Origin of the sequence: Streptomyces sp. HNM0645, from assembly GCF_030056615.1 — a bacterium.
GTDB classification, from domain to species: domain Bacteria; phylum Actinomycetota; class Actinomycetes; order Streptomycetales; family Streptomycetaceae; genus Streptomyces; species Streptomyces marianii.
In genome coordinates, this window is the sequence record NZ_JASHLT010000021.1 from 36,083 (window position 1) to 50,226 (window position 14,144).

Genomic DNA, 14,144 nt, shown 5'->3' on the forward strand with positions numbered 1-14,144 from the left:
CGGACCGCAGGGAGGCGCGGTCCGGGCCCTGGCGACCGGCGTCGTCGGCCACCCGGCGTGGGCCGCCGCTGCGGAAGTCCGCCGCCTGACCGTGCGGCACCGCAAAGGGGCTGCCCCCGGACCCTCGGGTCCGGGGGCAGCCCCTTTGACGTGTGCTCGGAATGCTCAGGCGTCCTTCGACAGGTTCGGCCCGCTGCCGCCGGCCGCCGACTCGATCGGCGGGACGTCCGGCAGAGCCGACTTCTCCTCACCGCGGAAGGTGAACTTCTTCTCCTCGCCCTCGCCCTCGGTGTCGACCACCACGATGTGACCGGGACGCAGCTCGCCGAAGAGGATCTTCTCGGAGAGCAGGTCCTCGATCTCCCGCTGGATCGTCCGGCGCAGCGGACGGGCGCCCAGGACCGGGTCGTAGCCCTTCTTCGCCAGCAGGAGCTTGGCCTCCTGGCTGAGCTCGATGCCCATGTCGCGGTCCTTCAGCCGCTCGTCCACCTTGGCGATCATCAGGTCGACGATCTGGATGATGTCGTCCTGGGACAGCTGGTGGAAGACGACCGTGTCGTCGACACGGTTGAGGAACTCCGGCCGGAAGTGCTGCTTCAGCTCGTCGTTGACCTTGGCCTTCATCCGCTCGTAGCCGGTCTTGACGTCGCCCTGGGCTGCGAAGCCCAGGTTGAAGCCCTTGGAGATGTCCCGGGTCCCGAGGTTGGTCGTCATGATGATGACCGTGTTCTTGAAGTCCACGACCCGGCCCTGGGAGTCGGTCAGGCGACCGTCCTCCAGGATCTGGAGAAGGGAGTTGAAGATGTCGGGGTGGGCCTTCTCCACCTCGTCGAAGAGGACGACGGAGAACGGCTTCCGGCGCACCTTCTCGGTGAGCTGGCCGCCCTCCTCGTAACCCACGTATCCGGGCGGGGAACCGAAGAGGCGGGAGACCGTGTGCTTCTCGCTGAACTCCGACATGTCGAGGGAGATCAGCGCGTCCTCGTCGCCGAAGAGGAACTCGGCGAGCGTCTTGGACAGTTCGGTCTTACCGACACCGGACGGGCCGGCGAAGATGAACGAACCACCGGGACGCTTCGGGTCCTTCAGGCCGGCGCGGGTACGCCGGATCGCCTGGGACAGCGCCTTGATGGCGTCCTTCTGGCCGATGACGCGCTTGTGGAGCTCGTCCTCCATGCGGAGCAGACGCGAGGACTCCTCCTCCGTCAGCTTGAAGACCGGGATGCCGGTTGCCGTGGCGAGGACCTCGGCGATCAGCTCGCCGTCGACCTCGGCGACGACGTCCATGTCGCCGGCCTTCCACTCCTTCTCCCGCTTGGCCTTCGCCGCCAGCAGCTGCTTCTCCTTGTCGCGGAGGGAGGCTGCCTTCTCGAAGTCCTGGGAGTCGATCGCGGACTCCTTGTCCCGGCGGACACCGGCGATCTTCTCGTCGAACTCGCGGAGGTCCGGCGGCGCGGTCATCCGGCGGATGCGCATCCGGGAACCGGCCTCGTCGATCAGGTCGATCGCCTTGTCCGGCAGGAAGCGGTCCGAGATGTACCGGTCGGCCAGGGTCGCGGCCTGGACCAGCGCCTCGTCCGTGATGGAGACGCGGTGGTGCGCCTCGTAACGGTCGCGCAGACCCTTGAGGATCTCGATGGTGTGCGGCAGGGACGGCTCCGCGACCTGGATGGGCTGGAAGCGGCGCTCCAGGGCCGCGTCCTTCTCCAGGTGCTTGCGGTACTCGTCGAGCGTCGTCGCACCGATGGTCTGCAGCTCGCCGCGGGCCAGCATCGGCTTGAGGATGGAGGCGGCGTCGATCGCGCCCTCGGCGGCGCCCGCACCCACCAGGGTGTGGAGCTCGTCGATGAACAGGATGATGTCGCCGCGGGTGCGGATCTCCTTGAGGACCTTCTTCAGGCGCTCCTCGAAGTCACCGCGGTAGCGGGAGCCGGCGACCAGCGCGCCGAGGTCGAGGGTGTAGAGGTGCTTGTCCTTGAGGGTCTCGGGCACCTCGCCCTTGACGATGGCCTGCGCCAGGCCCTCGACGACGGCGGTCTTGCCGACGCCGGGCTCGCCGATGAGGACCGGGTTGTTCTTGGTGCGGCGGGACAGCACCTGCATGACCCGCTCGATCTCCTTCTCGCGCCCGATGACCGGGTCGAGCTTGGACTCGCGGGCCGCCTGGGTGAGGTTCCGGCCGAACTGGTCGAGGACGAGGGAGGTCGAGGGCGTGCCCTCGGCCGGACCGCCGGCGGTGGCGGCCTCCTTGCCCTGGTAACCGGAGAGCAGCTGGATGACCTGCTGCCGCACCCGGTTGAGATCGGCGCCCAGCTTCACGAGGACCTGGGCGGCGACACCCTCGCCCTCGCGGATCAGGCCGAGCAGGATGTGCTCCGTGCCGATGTAGTTGTGGCCCAGCTGAAGAGCCTCCCGGAGCGACAGCTCCAGGACCTTCTTGGCACGAGGGGTGAAGGGGATGTGCCCGGACGGGGCCTGCTGGCCCTGGCCGATGATCTCCTCCACCTGCTGGCGGACCGCCTCGAGCGAAATCCCGAGGCTCTCCAGGGCCTTAGCGGCGACACCCTCACCCTCGTGGATAAGGCCCAGGAGGATGTGCTCGGTGCCGATGTAGTTGTGGTTGAGCATCCGGGCTTCTTCCTGAGCCAGGACGACAACCCGCCGCGCGCGGTCGGTGAACCTCTCGAACATCGTTAATCGCTCCTCAGAGCGGTCAGTCAGTTAGGGGTCGATCCCCTCCCTGTCCTTCCGCAGCTTAGTCCCGCAAGCGGGGACCGCTCATTCCAACTGCCGACACCCGTCTGTGGCCTCCTGCCCCGAACGCCGACAAATGCTCCAACCCGATGGTGCGAGACGATGTTCCCGCAGGCCAGGCAGTTACCCGTGCCATCAGTACGCCGATGGCGAACGTGAGACTCCAGAGCCCGCGTGTCACCCGTCCCCACTAGGGATGTCTTACCCGTATGGACGGACACTCCATGCGGCGCGCACCGGTTCCCTCAGCTACGGGCGAACATCCTTGCGCCCTCGAACACACCCTCACCACCTCCTCGCCGACACCTTGAGTGACGAATGCCCGACGATGCGTAACCACTGGGTCCTTCCGGGAGTTCCCGGGTCATGGCCTTCACTCTCCCGGCACCTCGCGTGCCGCTCGATGACGGCAGCACAAGGTGGTACAAGAACGAGCTTGGCTGGGCTACGGCCGAAGGGCCACCGGTACGGCTGATCACCGGGCTGCGGTTCGACGCGCTGCAGCTGCCGGCGGACGCCGGGAAGGCTCTGTTGCGGCGCTGCCGGCGCACCGGACCGGTCGCCAGGGCGGGAGACAGAATTCTGCTCCTGGTCGCCGCGGGCAGCGCCGAGGAGCTGCCCGGGCTGCTCGACTGGCTGGAGTGGGGCGGGATCGGCCTGGAGCTGACCGCTCTCGGGCCGGGCGGATCCGTGCCCGCACCGGTGCCCCCGGGGCTCGCGGACCCGGCCGGGGCGCCTCAGGGGGCCGCCGTGTGGCTGCGGCCCCCGAAGCCGGGGCGCGAGGTGGAGCCGTCACTGCCGACGTTCGGCGCCGTGGGGCGCCCGGGCGCCGGATCCGGGGGCGGTGGGGGCGCCCCCGACCTCGTACGGCTCGTGGACGCGGCGGCGAACGCCTGCCACCGGGCCCGTCTGCTGCGTTCGTATGCGGGCCGGCCGCACAAGAACGCTCAGCCGTTGGCCTTCTCGTAGGCCTCACGGATCTCGGCGGGGACGCGGCCGCGGTCGTTGACGCTGTAGCCGTTCTCCTTCGCCCACTTCCGGATCTCCGCGGTGTCCTTGCTGCCCGTCGAGGCCGCGGCACGGCCCTTTCCGCGGCCGGCCGCGGCACGGCCGCCGGTGCGCCGGCCGCCCTTGGTGTAGGGCTCGAGCAGACCGCGGAGCTTGTCCGCGTTGGCGGTGGTGAGGTCGATCTCGTAGGTCTTGCCGTCCAGAGCGAACGTCACGGTCTCGTCCGCCTCGCCGCCGTCGAGGTCGTCGACAAGAAGGACCTGAACCTTCTGTGCCACCGGATTTCCTTTCATCGAAAATGCAGTACGCGGAAAGGAAACCGCTTTTCCCTGGAAAACACAAACCCTCGGCAGAGGTTCAGAACCCGGGGAACGCGGGAAACGTACGCGATTCGGACATAGGGGTTCGGCGCCGGGCCGAGTCCCGCTTCCGCTTGCCGCCCAAGCGGCATCACAGGTGCAGAAGCATCCGGCTGTTACCCAAGGTGTTCGGCTTCACCCGTTCGAGACCGAGGAACTCGGCGACACCCTCGTCATAGGAACGCAGCAGCTCGCTGTAGACATCTCCGTCAACCGGGGTCTCCCCGATCTCCACGAACCCGTGCTTCGTGAAGAAGTCGACTTCGAAGGTCAGGCAGAATACCCGCCGCACACCCAGCCAGCGGGCGGTGTGCAGCAGCTTGCCGAGCACGTGGTGGCCGACGCCGGCACCCCTGAACTGTGGGTCCACCGCGAGGGTACGGACTTCGGCGAGGTCCTCCCACATCACGTGGAGGGCACCGCAGCCGACCACCCGGGCGTCCGAGTCGCGTTCCGCGACCCAGAACTCCTGGATGTCCTCGTAAAGCGTCACGGTCGCTTTGTCGAGCAGGATGCCTTCGCTCACGTACGGGTCCACGAGGCGGCGCACGGCCGGCACATCGCCGGTCCTGGCCCGGCGGACCGTGACGGCATTTGCTGCGGCATTGGGAGGCGACTGCTCTGACGACATGACCGGACGCTATCGCCCCGCCCCGCCCCCGCCGTCGGCGCCCTCGGCGTCCCGTTCGGGAGAACCTTCCGCCGCACCTTGCGGAGGCCCTTCCCGCCCCGGCTCCGGAGCCTCTTCCTCGGGGTCGCGCTGAACGACGCGGATCGCGTCGCGGAGCGCCTGGCGCTGCTCCGGCGACATCATGCCGAAGAAGGCGACAAGAGCCGCCGCGGGGTTGTCGCTCTTCGACCAGGCTTCGTTCATCAGTGCGGCGGAGTACGCGGCCCGGGTGGAGACCGCGGTATATCGATAGGCGCGGCCTTCGACTTCCCTGCGAACCCAGCCCTTCTGATGGAGATTGTCCATTACGGTCATGACCGTGGTGTAGGCGATGGACCGTTCCTGCTGGAGATCTTCCAGCACTTCGCGCACCGTCACCGGGCGGTTCCATTGCCAGATGCGCGTCATGACGGCGTCTTCGAGCTCTCCCAATTGGCGGGGCACATCGCCACCATAGTCGGAGATGTCGTAATGGCCGGCTATTGACGTACTTCGGGTACGAAAAAGGACGTACGGCCGTGATGGGCCGTACGTCCTGCGGGAGCCAGTGCGAGCCTGGGTCAGGCCTCGGTCGGACGGTCCGACGGCGCGGTCCGGCCGGCGGCCTCCGCGCGGGCGATCGCCGCGTCCACGGCAGCGTCCTCCTTGGCCTTGTTCGGGCCGCCCTGGCTCTTCACGATCGTGACGACGAGGGCGGTGAAGAACGCGGCCATCACGACCGGGGGCAGGAGCGCGGATACGTAGTCCATGCCCTCCAGAGTAGCTATCCGGCGGCCCGTTTCTCCGGCGGGGGCGCCGGACGGCGGCGTGGCGGGAAGACCTCGCCCGGCGTGGGGATGGGGCGGTCCGGGCGGGGAGCCGGGCGGGAGGGCTTCGGTGAGGCCGGGCGGGGCTCCTGCTTGTCCCCGGCACCGGCACGACCGCCGGGCAGGGCCTGCAGCCGCGCCCGCGACGGAGGCACCGAGGACGCACGGGCGGCGACACGGTCCGCCGACCGGGCCCGTACGGGCTTTTCCGCGAGGCCCTGACAACGTTCCAGGAGCACCTCGGAGAGCGGCGTGGGGCGCAGGGAGCGCAGAGCCGCGAGATCCTCGGGCGCGGGTTCGTGGCCGGCGGCAAGAGCCTCCTGGAGAAGCTCCAGATAGCCGCCCGCGGAGCCGGGGAGGGCGTCGCGGTACCGCTCCAGGTCGGCGAGCAGGAACGCCCGCAGCCGACTCGCTTCGCGGACGGCCTCGTCCACGGACTGTGCGAGCCGCAGGCACTCCTGGGCGGTGTTCGCGACGGGGCCGTCACCCCGGTCGGCGCGACGGGACTGGTCGGGGTTGAGGGCGATGGCGAGAGCGCGGCGGAGCACACGCAGTTCGTCCGCGCTGAACGCCATGCCGCCGCGGGATCCGTATGGCGTGGGCATGGGCCGACGATACGCGCTAATCGGACAAATTTCGTTTAACGTCACATTTGCGGCGCGGCGTGCGGTGCGGCGCCAGTGTGTGCGGACCCTGCGTACGGGCGCCCGGGGCGCGCCGCGACTCCGTCACGCGCCGTGCGGGCGCGCCCGCACGGCGTTTCACATACGGGAGACGTTCCGCTCGTAGACCAGGCGCAGGCCGATCAAGGTCAGCCACGGCTCATGCTCGTCGATCGCGGAGGACTCGCCGAGGACCATGGGGGCCAGGCCGCCGGTGGCGATCACGGTCACGTCCTCCGGGTCGTCCGCCAGCTCCCGCTTCATGCGCTGGACGACGCCGTCGACCTGGCCGGCGAAGCCGTAGACGATGCCCGCCTGCATGGCCTCGACCGTGTTCTTGCCGATCACGCTGCGCGGGCGGGCCAGTTCGATCTTGCGGAGCTGGGCGCCCTTGACGCCGAGGGCCTCGACGGAGATCTCGATGCCGGGGGCGATGACGCCACCCGCGTACTCACCGCGGGCACTGACCGCGTCGAAGGTCGTCGCCGTGCCGAAGTCGACGACGATCGCAGGGCCGCCGTAGAGCTCGACGGCGGCGACCGCGTTGATGATGCGGTCCGCGCCGACCTCCTTCGGGTTGTCCATCAGGATCGGTACTCCGGTCTTGATACCGGGCTCGACGAGCACCGCGGGCACGTCGCCGTAGTAGCGCCGGGTCACCTCGCGGAGCTCGTGGAGCACCGAGGGGACGGTGGCGCAGATCGCGATGCCCTCGATGCCGTCGCCCAGCTCCTCGCCGAGCAGCGGGTGCATGCCCATCAGGCCGTTGAGGAGCACGGCCAGTTCGTCGGCCGTGCGGCGCGGGTCGGTGGAGACGCGCCAGTGCTCGACGATGTCCTCGCCGTCGAAGAGGCCGAGGACGGTGTGGGTGTTGCCGACGTCGATGGTGAGCAGCATCGGATCAGACCCCGACCTCTCGCAGGTCGAGACCGATGTCGAGGATCGCGGAGGAGTGGGTGAGCGCCCCGACCGCGAGATAGTCCACACCCGTCTCGGCATAGGCCCGGGCGTTCGCCAGGGTGAGCCGGCCGGAGGACTCCAGGACCGCGCGCCTGGCGACGATCGCGACGGCCTCGGCCGTCTCCACCGGCGTGAAGTTGTCCAGGAGGATCAGGTCCGCGCCCGCGTCCAGGACCTCGCGGACCTGGTGGAGGGTGTCCACCTCGACCTCGACGGGCAGGTCCGGGGTGCCCAGCTCGGCCAGCGTCTCCCGGACGGCCTTGAACGCCTGGGCCACGCCGCCCGCGGCGATCACGTGGTTGTCCTTGACGAGGGCCGCGTCGGACAGCGACATGCGGTGGTTGACGCCGCCGCCGCAGCGCACCGCGTACTTCTCCAGGGCGCGCAGGCCCGGAGTCGTCTTGCGGGTGTCGCGCACGCGCGCGCCGGTGCCCTCGAGCGCGTCGGCCCAGGCGCGGGTGGCGCTGGCGATGCCCGAGAGGCGGCACAGGAGGTTCAGGGCACTGCGCTCTCCGGTGAGCAGGTCCCGGGTGCGGGCGGTCACGGAGAGGAGCTTCTGGCCCGGCTCGACACGGTCGCCGTCCTCGACGTGGCGCTCGACCTCGAACTCGTCGGTGCAGACGATCGAGAGCACCGCCTCGGCGATGCGCAGACCCGCGACGACGCCCGCCTCACGGGCGGTGAAGTCGCCGGTGGCGACCGCGTCCTCGGGGACGGTGGCGACGGTCGTCACGTCCACTCCGCCGTCGAGGTCCTCCTCGATGGCGAGGTGCGCGATGTCCTCGACCTGTACGGGGTCGAGGCCGGACTCGGCCAGCAGCTCGGCGAGGTCTGGGTCCAGGCCGCACTCGTACACCTCGTCGCCGCAGCCGCAGTCGTCGCCGCAGCCCTGCTCTTCGGCGGCGCGGGCGCCGATCTGGATCAGCGGGACGTCCACGGGCTCCGGACGTTCTTCGGACGTGCTCACTGTTACGGCTCCCTGTCGGCGGTGGGGGTGGGGACGAAGGCGGGACGGGCGGGCGGGAAGGCCTCGGTCGCCGTGCGGCGCACCACGAGGCGGCGGTCGGGGGTGAGGCGCACGACGACATGACGGCGCCACCCGGCGTCATCCCGCCCGGGGTGGTCCTCGCGCCAGTGACAGCCGCGTGTCTCCGTCCGCTCGTGGGCGGCGGCGACCAGCACCCGGGCGACGAGCAGCAGATTGGTGGCCTCCCAGGACTCGACGCCCGGTTCGGCGGCCTTGTCGAACTCCTCGGCGTCGTGCAGCGCGGACAGGTGCAGTGCCTCCAGGGCGTCCGCCGCCGCATCCAGGCTCGCCGCGGAGCGCAGCACTCCGGCGCCGTTCGTCATGATCCGCTGGATCTCGCGCCGGGCCTCGGGCACGAGGAGCGGTACGGGGCCCCGGGAACCCCTCTCCGCCGGAGCGCCGGCCGCGGTAGCCGGCCGGCCGTCCGCCACGGCCGCGGCAGACGGGGATCCGTCCGTACCGGCCGGCGGGACGGGTCCGTGCGCATGGGTATCCGCGATCGTCCTCGCGATGCGTTCCGCGAAGACGAGGCCCTCCAGGAGGGAGTTGGAGGCCAGCCGGTTGGCGCCGTGGACACCGGTGCAGGCGACCTCGCCGCAGGCGTACAGGCCGGGGACGGTCGTACGGCCGTGGAGGTCGGTGCGGACGCCGCCGGAGGCGTAGTGGGCGGCCGGGGCGACCGGGATCGGCTCGGTGACCGGGTCGATGCCGTGGGCGCGGCAGGCGGCGAGGATGGTGGGGAACCGGTTCTCCCACATCTCGGCACCGAAGTGGCGCGCGTCCAGGAACATGTGGTCCGCGCCCTGTTCCTGCATGCGGCGCATGATGCCCTTGGCCACGATGTCCCGGGGGGCGAGCTCGGCGAGTTCGTGCTGCCCCACCATGAAGCGGCTGCCGGACGCGTCGACGAGATGGGCACCCTCACCCCGCACCGCCTCGGAGACCAGCGGTTGCTGGCCCTCGGAGTCCGGGCCGAGCCAGAGCACCGTCGGGTGGAACTGGACGAACTCGAGGTCGCTCACCTCGGCGCCGGCGCGCAGCGCGAGCGCGACGCCGTCGCCGGTCGACACCGGCGGGTTGGTGGTGGCGGAGAAGACCTGGCCCATGCCGCCGGTCGCCAGGACCACGGCGGGGGCGTGCACCGCGCCGACGCCGTCGTGCTGGCCCTCGCCCATGACGTGCAGGGTGATGCCGGCCGTACGGCCCTCCGCGTCGGTCAGCAGGTCGAGCACCAGCGCGTGCTCGATGACGCGGACCGCGCCGTCACGTATCGCCGTGACCAGCGCGCGGGAGATCTCCGCGCCCGTGGCGTCGCCTCCCGCGTGGGCGATGCGGCGGCGGTGGTGGCCGCCCTCGCGGGTCAGCGCGATACCGCCGGCGTCGTCGGTGTCGAACCGCGCGCCGGTCGCGATCAGCCGCCGCACGGCGTCCGGGCCCTCGGTGACGAGCGTGCGCACCGCCTCCCCGTCGCACAGCCCGGCGCCCGCGACGAGGGTGTCGTCGAGATGCTGCTCGGGGGTGTCGCCCTCGCCGAGCGCCGCGGCGATGCCGCCCTGGGCCCAGCGGGTGGATCCGTCGTCCAGGAGCGCCTTCGTGACCACGACGGTGCGCAGGCCCTCGGCCCTGCAGCGGAGTGCCGCCGTGAGTCCCGCGACGCCCGATCCGACCACGACGACGTCCGCGTCGATGGCCCAGCCGGGGGCCGGGGCGTTCAGCCGTATACCGGTGCTCGTCACGAGGCGGCTCCGAAGGTCAGGGGGATGTTGTCGATCAGCCGGGTCGTGCCGACCCGTGCGGCGACGGCCATGATCGCCTCGCCGGTGTGGCCGTCGGCGACCTCGGAGAAGTCGGTCGGGTCGACCAGGGCGAGATAGTCGAGGACGAGGGGCGACGAGGACTTGGCGGCCTCGTCGAGAACGGCTCGCGCCGCGGCCCGCACGGCGTCGGCTCCGCCGCCGGGCTGGGCGGCGGCGACCGCGTGGGCGTCTGCGGCCGCCCTGGCCTCGCCGAGCGCGGACAACGCAGCGGCCCTGGCGTCGGACGCGGGTGCCGACTCGGCCCGGGCCCGCAGGGCGACCTGCGCGGCGAGCCGGTCGCGGGCGGCGAAGAGGGCCCGGGACAGCGCCAGGGCGGTGTGGCGCTCCTCCGTCGAGAGGTAGCGGTTGCGGCTGGAGAGGGCGAGGCCGTCCGGCTCCCGCACGGTCGGCACCCCGACGATCTCCACCGGGAAGTTCAGGTCCCGGACCATACGGCGGATCAGGGCGAGCTGCTGTGCGTCCTTCTGCCCGTACAGCGCGGTGTCGGGGCGGGTGAGGTGCAGCAGTTTGGCGACGACGGTCAGCATCCCGTCGAAGTGGCCGGGCCGGGAGACGCCCTCGAGGAGCTCTCCCATGGGGCCGGCGGTGATCCGGACCTGGGGCTCACCGCCCGGGTACACCTCGTCGGCCGAGGGGGCGAAGACGGCGTCGGCGCCCGCCTCCGCCGCGGTCTTGAGGTCCGCTTCGAGGGTGCGCGGATAACGGTCGAGATCCTCGCCGGCGCCGAACTGCAGCGGGTTCACGAAGACCGTGACGACGACCTGTCCTGCCGGCCCGACCAGTGACCGGGCGGTACGGACCAGGGTGGCGTGGCCGTCGTGGAGGGCTCCCATGGTCATGACGACGGCGCGGCGGGCGGGCGCCGCCGGGGCGAGGGCGTGCAGCTCCGCCGCGGTGCGCAGGGGGGTGATCATCGGTCGCTCTCTCCGTCCGCGGCGTCCGGGCCACCCGGGCCGTCCGTGCGGCCCCGGCCGTCCGCGGCGTCGTGGCCGTCCGCGAGGACCACCAGCAGGTCCTCGGCGAGTTCGGGCTTGAGCAGGCCGTGCGCGAGGGCGCGGTCCGCGGTCGCCCGTGCCATGGCCAGATAGCCGGCGACCATGCCCGGGGCGTGCTCGCGCAGCTCGGACACATGGGCCGCCACGGTCCCGGCGTCACCGCGGGACACCGGCCCGGTCAGCGCGGCGTCGCCCGAGCGCAGGGCGTTGTCGAGCGCGGCGCCGAGCAGCGGGCCGAGCATCCGGTCCGGGGCCGAGACCCCGGCGGTGCGCAGCAGTTCCATGGACTGGGCGACCAGGGTGACCAGGTGGTTCGCGCCGAGGGCGAGGCCCGCGTGGTACAGCGGGCGGGCGGCCTCCTCGATCCACTCGGGCTCCCCGCCCATCTCGATGACGAGGGCCTCCGCGGCGAGCCTCAGCTCCTCGGGCGCGGTGACGCCGAAGGAGCAGCCGGCCAGCCGCTGGACGTCCACGGAGGTGCCCGTGAAGGTCATGGCGGGGTGCAGGGCGAGCGGGAGCGCCCCGGCCCGCCGGGCGGGGTCGAGGACCGCCGCGCCGTACCGCCCGGAGGTGTGCACCAGCAGCTGGCCGGGGCGCACGGCGCCGGTCTCCGCCAGCCCTTCGACCAGTCCGGGCAGCACGTCGTCGGGAACGGTCAGCAGCACCAGCTCGGCGCGCGCGAGCACCTCCGCCGGGGGGACGAGCGGCACGTCGGGCAGCATCGCGGCGGCCCGGCGCACGGACGCGTCGGAGACCCCGGAGACGGCCACGGGGCGGTGGCCGGCGAGCTGGAGGGATGCGGCCAGCGCCGGGCCGACGCGGCCCGCGCCGACGACACCCACGGCGAGGCGGGCCGGACGGTCCTTGGGGTCGACCGGCTCCTGTGCCGGTGGTGTTGCTGGCGATGGTGCGTTCACGCGCGGCCTTCCGTTCCAGTCCGCAGGGGGTACCGGACGATTCCTCGCCATGCTACGCCAGCGTTTCGACGGGGCTTCCGCTTGTCCACAGGCTGTGGAGGCGGTACCGGCACCAGACGGACGGGACCTGTGGACAACGGCACGGGACGGCCCGGTATGGGCGATCATCGCAGCATGACCCAGAACGCGGAGGGGACGCCGCCCATCGACTCCGGCGGACCGGGGGCCGGCACGGAGGGGGCGACCGGCGCGGACCCGGCGACTGCCCCGGAGCGACACGGAGGGGACGGCGGCGAGGAGGCCGAGCGCCGCCGCAGACTGACGGCCTGGCGGGCTTCCGAGCGACTGCTGTGGCACGGCCCCGCGGACGGCCGGCTCGGCGAGCGGCTGGCGGCCTTGGCGGCCGACGCGGGCGCCGTCCACGACCTCGACGAGCACGTGGACCTCTACGGCGACGGGGTCGTCGCCCGGCTGGAGGGGTGCGTGGCGGCGCTGCTCGGCCTCCCGGCAGCGGCGTTCTTCCCCACCGGCACGATGGCGCAGCAGGTGGCGCTGCGCTGCTGGGCGGGGCGCACGGGGAACCGGACGGTCGCGCTGCATCCGCTCGCCCATCCCGAGCTCCACGAACGGGGCGCGCTGGGTGCGGTCGGCGGACTGCGCACGGTCCACCCGACCCGGGAACCGCGGTTTCCCACGGCGGACGAGATACGCGGCCTGGACGAGCCGTTCGGCACGCTGATGCTGGAACTGCCGCTGCGGGATGCCGGCTTCGTGCTGCCCGAGTGGGACGAACTGGTGGAGGTCGTCGAGGCAGCGCGCGAAATGGATGCGGTGGTGCACTTCGACGGCGCGCGACTCTGGGAGTGCGCTCCCCGTTTCGGCCGGGAACTGGACGAGATCGCCGGACTCGCGGACAGCGTGTACGTGTCGTTCTACAAGTCCCTCGCGGGCCTGTCCGGCGCCGTGCTTGCCGGGCCCGAGTCCCTGGTGGAGGAGGCACGAGCCTGGCGCCACCGCTACGGCGGCCTGGTCTTCCAGCAGTACCCGGCGGCGCTGTCGGCGCTGCTGGGCCTGGAACGGGAGCTCCCGAGGCTGCCGTCGTACGTGGCTCATGCGAGGACCGTCGCGGCGGCGTTGACGGCCGGGCTGGCGGAGGAACCCGGTGTGCCCTGGTTCCGGGTGCATCCCGATCCGCCGCACACCCACCAGTTCCAGGTGTGGCTCCCCTTCGGTGCCGAGCTGCTCGACGAAGCGGGCGTACGGCAGGCGGAGGAGACCGGCGTGACCCTGTTTCGCAGCTGGTTCCCGGCCCGGTGCGGCCCTCCCGGTGTCTGCGCCACGGAGGTGACGGTCTCCTCTCCGGGACTTTCGTGGACCGCCGACGACGTCAGGGCGGCCCTCGCGGACTTCATGGCGCGGGTCCGGGCCGGGGGCGGGCGGGCGCGCGGCTGACGGGCGGGCGCCCGCCCTCCCGGCCACCGTCACCGTCACCGCGGCGGACGTCCCCGGCGCGCGAGGCGGAACAGCCTCGTCCGCGGACCGGCGAACGCGGGGCGGACTGGGCGCCGCTCCTGGTGGCCCGTCCCCGGCTGGCGCTCCGCCCTCGCGGCACCGCACCTCCCGTCCCGGCCTCCGTACCGCGGCGGCGGCCGCACAGCGACGCCAGTCAGCAGCGGAGCACGGCGAGGCCGTACGGGCCGGGGAGGGGCGGCGGCGCCTCGCCGTGCCTCGCTGCGCGGGAGCTTTCGAACATGTGCTGCCGGACGGTGTCCATGCCGTTCAGGCTGGGCCCCTCCGGCATCCCGCGGCGCATGGATTGACGAGGACCGTCAACCGGAGCGACGCGCACCGCCCACCCCGCGCACCAGGGGAGCCGTGACCGTCACCATCGACACCGCGGGCCTGCCGCCCGAGCGCATCGCCTTCGAGCCCTCGCCGCTCGCCGAGCTGGGCGCGGCCCCTGCACGTACTGGCCGAGCCGGGACACCACCCGGGGCTGCACGGCTGGGCGACGGCGACCGCCGCGGGCCTCGAGCAGGACCTCGCCGACCGGCCGCACGAGGCCGACTTCCTCCGGACGCCTCGTGGTGGGCCTGCTCGGCCGATCCGGCAGCGCCGCGGGTCGCCGTCCGGGCGTCGCGACGGGGCGAACGTCGCCTGCCGCGGCAC

The 14,144-nt window shown here is 72.0% G+C and carries 13 protein-coding genes and 1 pseudogene; 3 read left to right on the top strand and 11 right to left on the bottom strand.

What is annotated here, in order from left to right:
• Nucleotides 1-165 precede the first annotated feature (165 nt).
• Complete coding sequence (locus QMZ92_RS17280) at nt 166-2,691, bottom strand: ATP-dependent Clp protease ATP-binding subunit (protein ID WP_018892500.1); 2,526 nt, start codon at nt 2,689-2,691, stop codon at nt 166-168.
• 429 nt (nt 2,692-3,120) lie between these two features.
• Between QMZ92_RS17280 and QMZ92_RS17285 the strand changes: the two genes are divergently transcribed.
• Complete coding sequence (locus QMZ92_RS17285; protein ID WP_283298280.1) at nt 3,121-3,723, top strand: SCO3374 family protein; 603 nt, start codon at nt 3,121-3,123, stop codon at nt 3,721-3,723.
• Here the strand turns inward: QMZ92_RS17285 and QMZ92_RS17290 are convergent.
• From QMZ92_RS17290 to QMZ92_RS17335, 10 genes are all read right to left on the bottom strand, one after another.
• Nucleotides 3,702-4,040, bottom strand: a complete 339-nt coding sequence (locus tag QMZ92_RS17290; RefSeq protein WP_283298281.1) for a histone-like nucleoid-structuring protein Lsr2 — start codon at nt 4,038-4,040, stop codon at nt 3,702-3,704. The two genes, QMZ92_RS17285 and QMZ92_RS17290, sit on opposite strands and share 22 nt — an antisense overlap.
• A gap of 172 nt (nt 4,041-4,212) precedes the next feature.
• Complete coding sequence (locus tag QMZ92_RS17295; protein ID WP_283298282.1) at nt 4,213-4,752, bottom strand: amino-acid N-acetyltransferase; 540 nt, start codon at nt 4,750-4,752, stop codon at nt 4,213-4,215.
• A 9-nt stretch (nt 4,753-4,761) separates the two neighbouring features.
• A complete protein-coding gene (locus QMZ92_RS17300) occupies nt 4,762-5,199 on the bottom strand; it encodes a BlaI/MecI/CopY family transcriptional regulator (RefSeq protein ID WP_502962079.1) in 438 nt (145 codons plus the stop codon).
• Nucleotides 5,200-5,351: 152 nt separating this feature from the next.
• Nucleotides 5,352-5,540, bottom strand: a complete 189-nt coding sequence (locus tag QMZ92_RS17305) for a hypothetical protein (RefSeq protein ID WP_269729049.1) — start codon at nt 5,538-5,540, stop codon at nt 5,352-5,354.
• Between the two features lie 14 nt (nt 5,541-5,554).
• On the bottom strand, nt 5,555-6,202 hold the full coding sequence (locus QMZ92_RS17310) for a hypothetical protein (protein WP_283298284.1): 648 nt from the start codon (nt 6,200-6,202) through the stop codon (nt 5,555-5,557).
• A gap of 156 nt (nt 6,203-6,358) precedes the next feature.
• Nucleotides 6,359-7,156 carry a type III pantothenate kinase gene (locus QMZ92_RS17315; protein WP_017949716.1) on the bottom strand — a complete coding sequence of 266 codons (798 nt, stop codon included), beginning with the start codon at nt 7,154-7,156 and terminating at the stop codon, nt 6,359-6,361.
• A gap of 4 nt (nt 7,157-7,160) precedes the next feature.
• Nucleotides 7,161-8,186, bottom strand: a complete 1,026-nt coding sequence (nadC, locus tag QMZ92_RS17320) for a carboxylating nicotinate-nucleotide diphosphorylase (protein WP_283298285.1) — start codon at nt 8,184-8,186, stop codon at nt 7,161-7,163.
• A gap of 2 nt (nt 8,187-8,188) precedes the next feature.
• Complete coding sequence (locus tag QMZ92_RS17325) at nt 8,189-9,982, bottom strand: L-aspartate oxidase (RefSeq protein ID WP_283298286.1); 1,794 nt, start codon at nt 9,980-9,982, stop codon at nt 8,189-8,191.
• Complete coding sequence (gene panC / locus QMZ92_RS17330) at nt 9,979-10,977, bottom strand: pantoate--beta-alanine ligase (protein ID WP_283298287.1); 999 nt, start codon at nt 10,975-10,977, stop codon at nt 9,979-9,981. The genes QMZ92_RS17325 and panC overlap by 4 nt, the downstream gene beginning before the upstream one ends.
• On the bottom strand, nt 10,974-11,900 hold the full coding sequence (locus QMZ92_RS17335; RefSeq protein WP_283298351.1) for a Rossmann-like and DUF2520 domain-containing protein: 927 nt from the start codon (nt 11,898-11,900) through the stop codon (nt 10,974-10,976). The genes panC and QMZ92_RS17335 overlap by 4 nt, the downstream gene beginning before the upstream one ends.
• 249 nt (nt 11,901-12,149) lie before the next feature.
• Between QMZ92_RS17335 and QMZ92_RS17340 the strand changes: the two genes are divergently transcribed.
• Complete coding sequence (locus QMZ92_RS17340; RefSeq protein WP_283298288.1) at nt 12,150-13,427, top strand: threonine aldolase family protein; 1,278 nt, start codon at nt 12,150-12,152, stop codon at nt 13,425-13,427.
• Between the two features lie 423 nt (nt 13,428-13,850).
• A pseudogene (locus tag QMZ92_RS17345) lies at nt 13,851-14,049 on the top strand (DUF5937 family protein); the annotation flags it as partial.
• Between the last annotated feature and the right edge of the window lie 95 nt (nt 14,050-14,144).

Excerpts from the sequence above, each read along its gene's own strand:
- QMZ92_RS17340 (WP_283298288.1), top strand. The coding sequence starts at position 12,150 with ATGACCCAGAACGCGGAGGGGACGCCGCCCATCGACTCCGGCGGACCG.
- panC (WP_283298287.1), bottom strand. The coding sequence starts at position 10,977 with ATGATCACCCCCCTGCGCACCGCGGCGGAGCTGCACGCCCTCGCCCCG.
- QMZ92_RS17300 (WP_502962079.1), bottom strand. The coding sequence starts at position 5,199 with ATGACGCGCATCTGGCAATGGAACCGCCCGGTGACGGTGCGCGAAGTG.
- QMZ92_RS17295 (WP_283298282.1), bottom strand. The coding sequence starts at position 4,752 with ATGTCGTCAGAGCAGTCGCCTCCCAATGCCGCAGCAAATGCCGTCACG.
- QMZ92_RS17315 (WP_017949716.1), bottom strand. The coding sequence starts at position 7,156 with ATGCTGCTCACCATCGACGTCGGCAACACCCACACCGTCCTCGGCCTC.
- QMZ92_RS17305 (WP_269729049.1), bottom strand. The coding sequence starts at position 5,540 with ATGGACTACGTATCCGCGCTCCTGCCCCCGGTCGTGATGGCCGCGTTC.
- QMZ92_RS17310 (WP_283298284.1), bottom strand. The coding sequence starts at position 6,202 with ATGCCCACGCCATACGGATCCCGCGGCGGCATGGCGTTCAGCGCGGAC.
- QMZ92_RS17285 (WP_283298280.1), top strand. The coding sequence starts at position 3,121 with ATGGCCTTCACTCTCCCGGCACCTCGCGTGCCGCTCGATGACGGCAGC.
- QMZ92_RS17280 (WP_018892500.1), bottom strand. The coding sequence starts at position 2,691 with ATGTTCGAGAGGTTCACCGACCGCGCGCGGCGGGTTGTCGTCCTGGCT.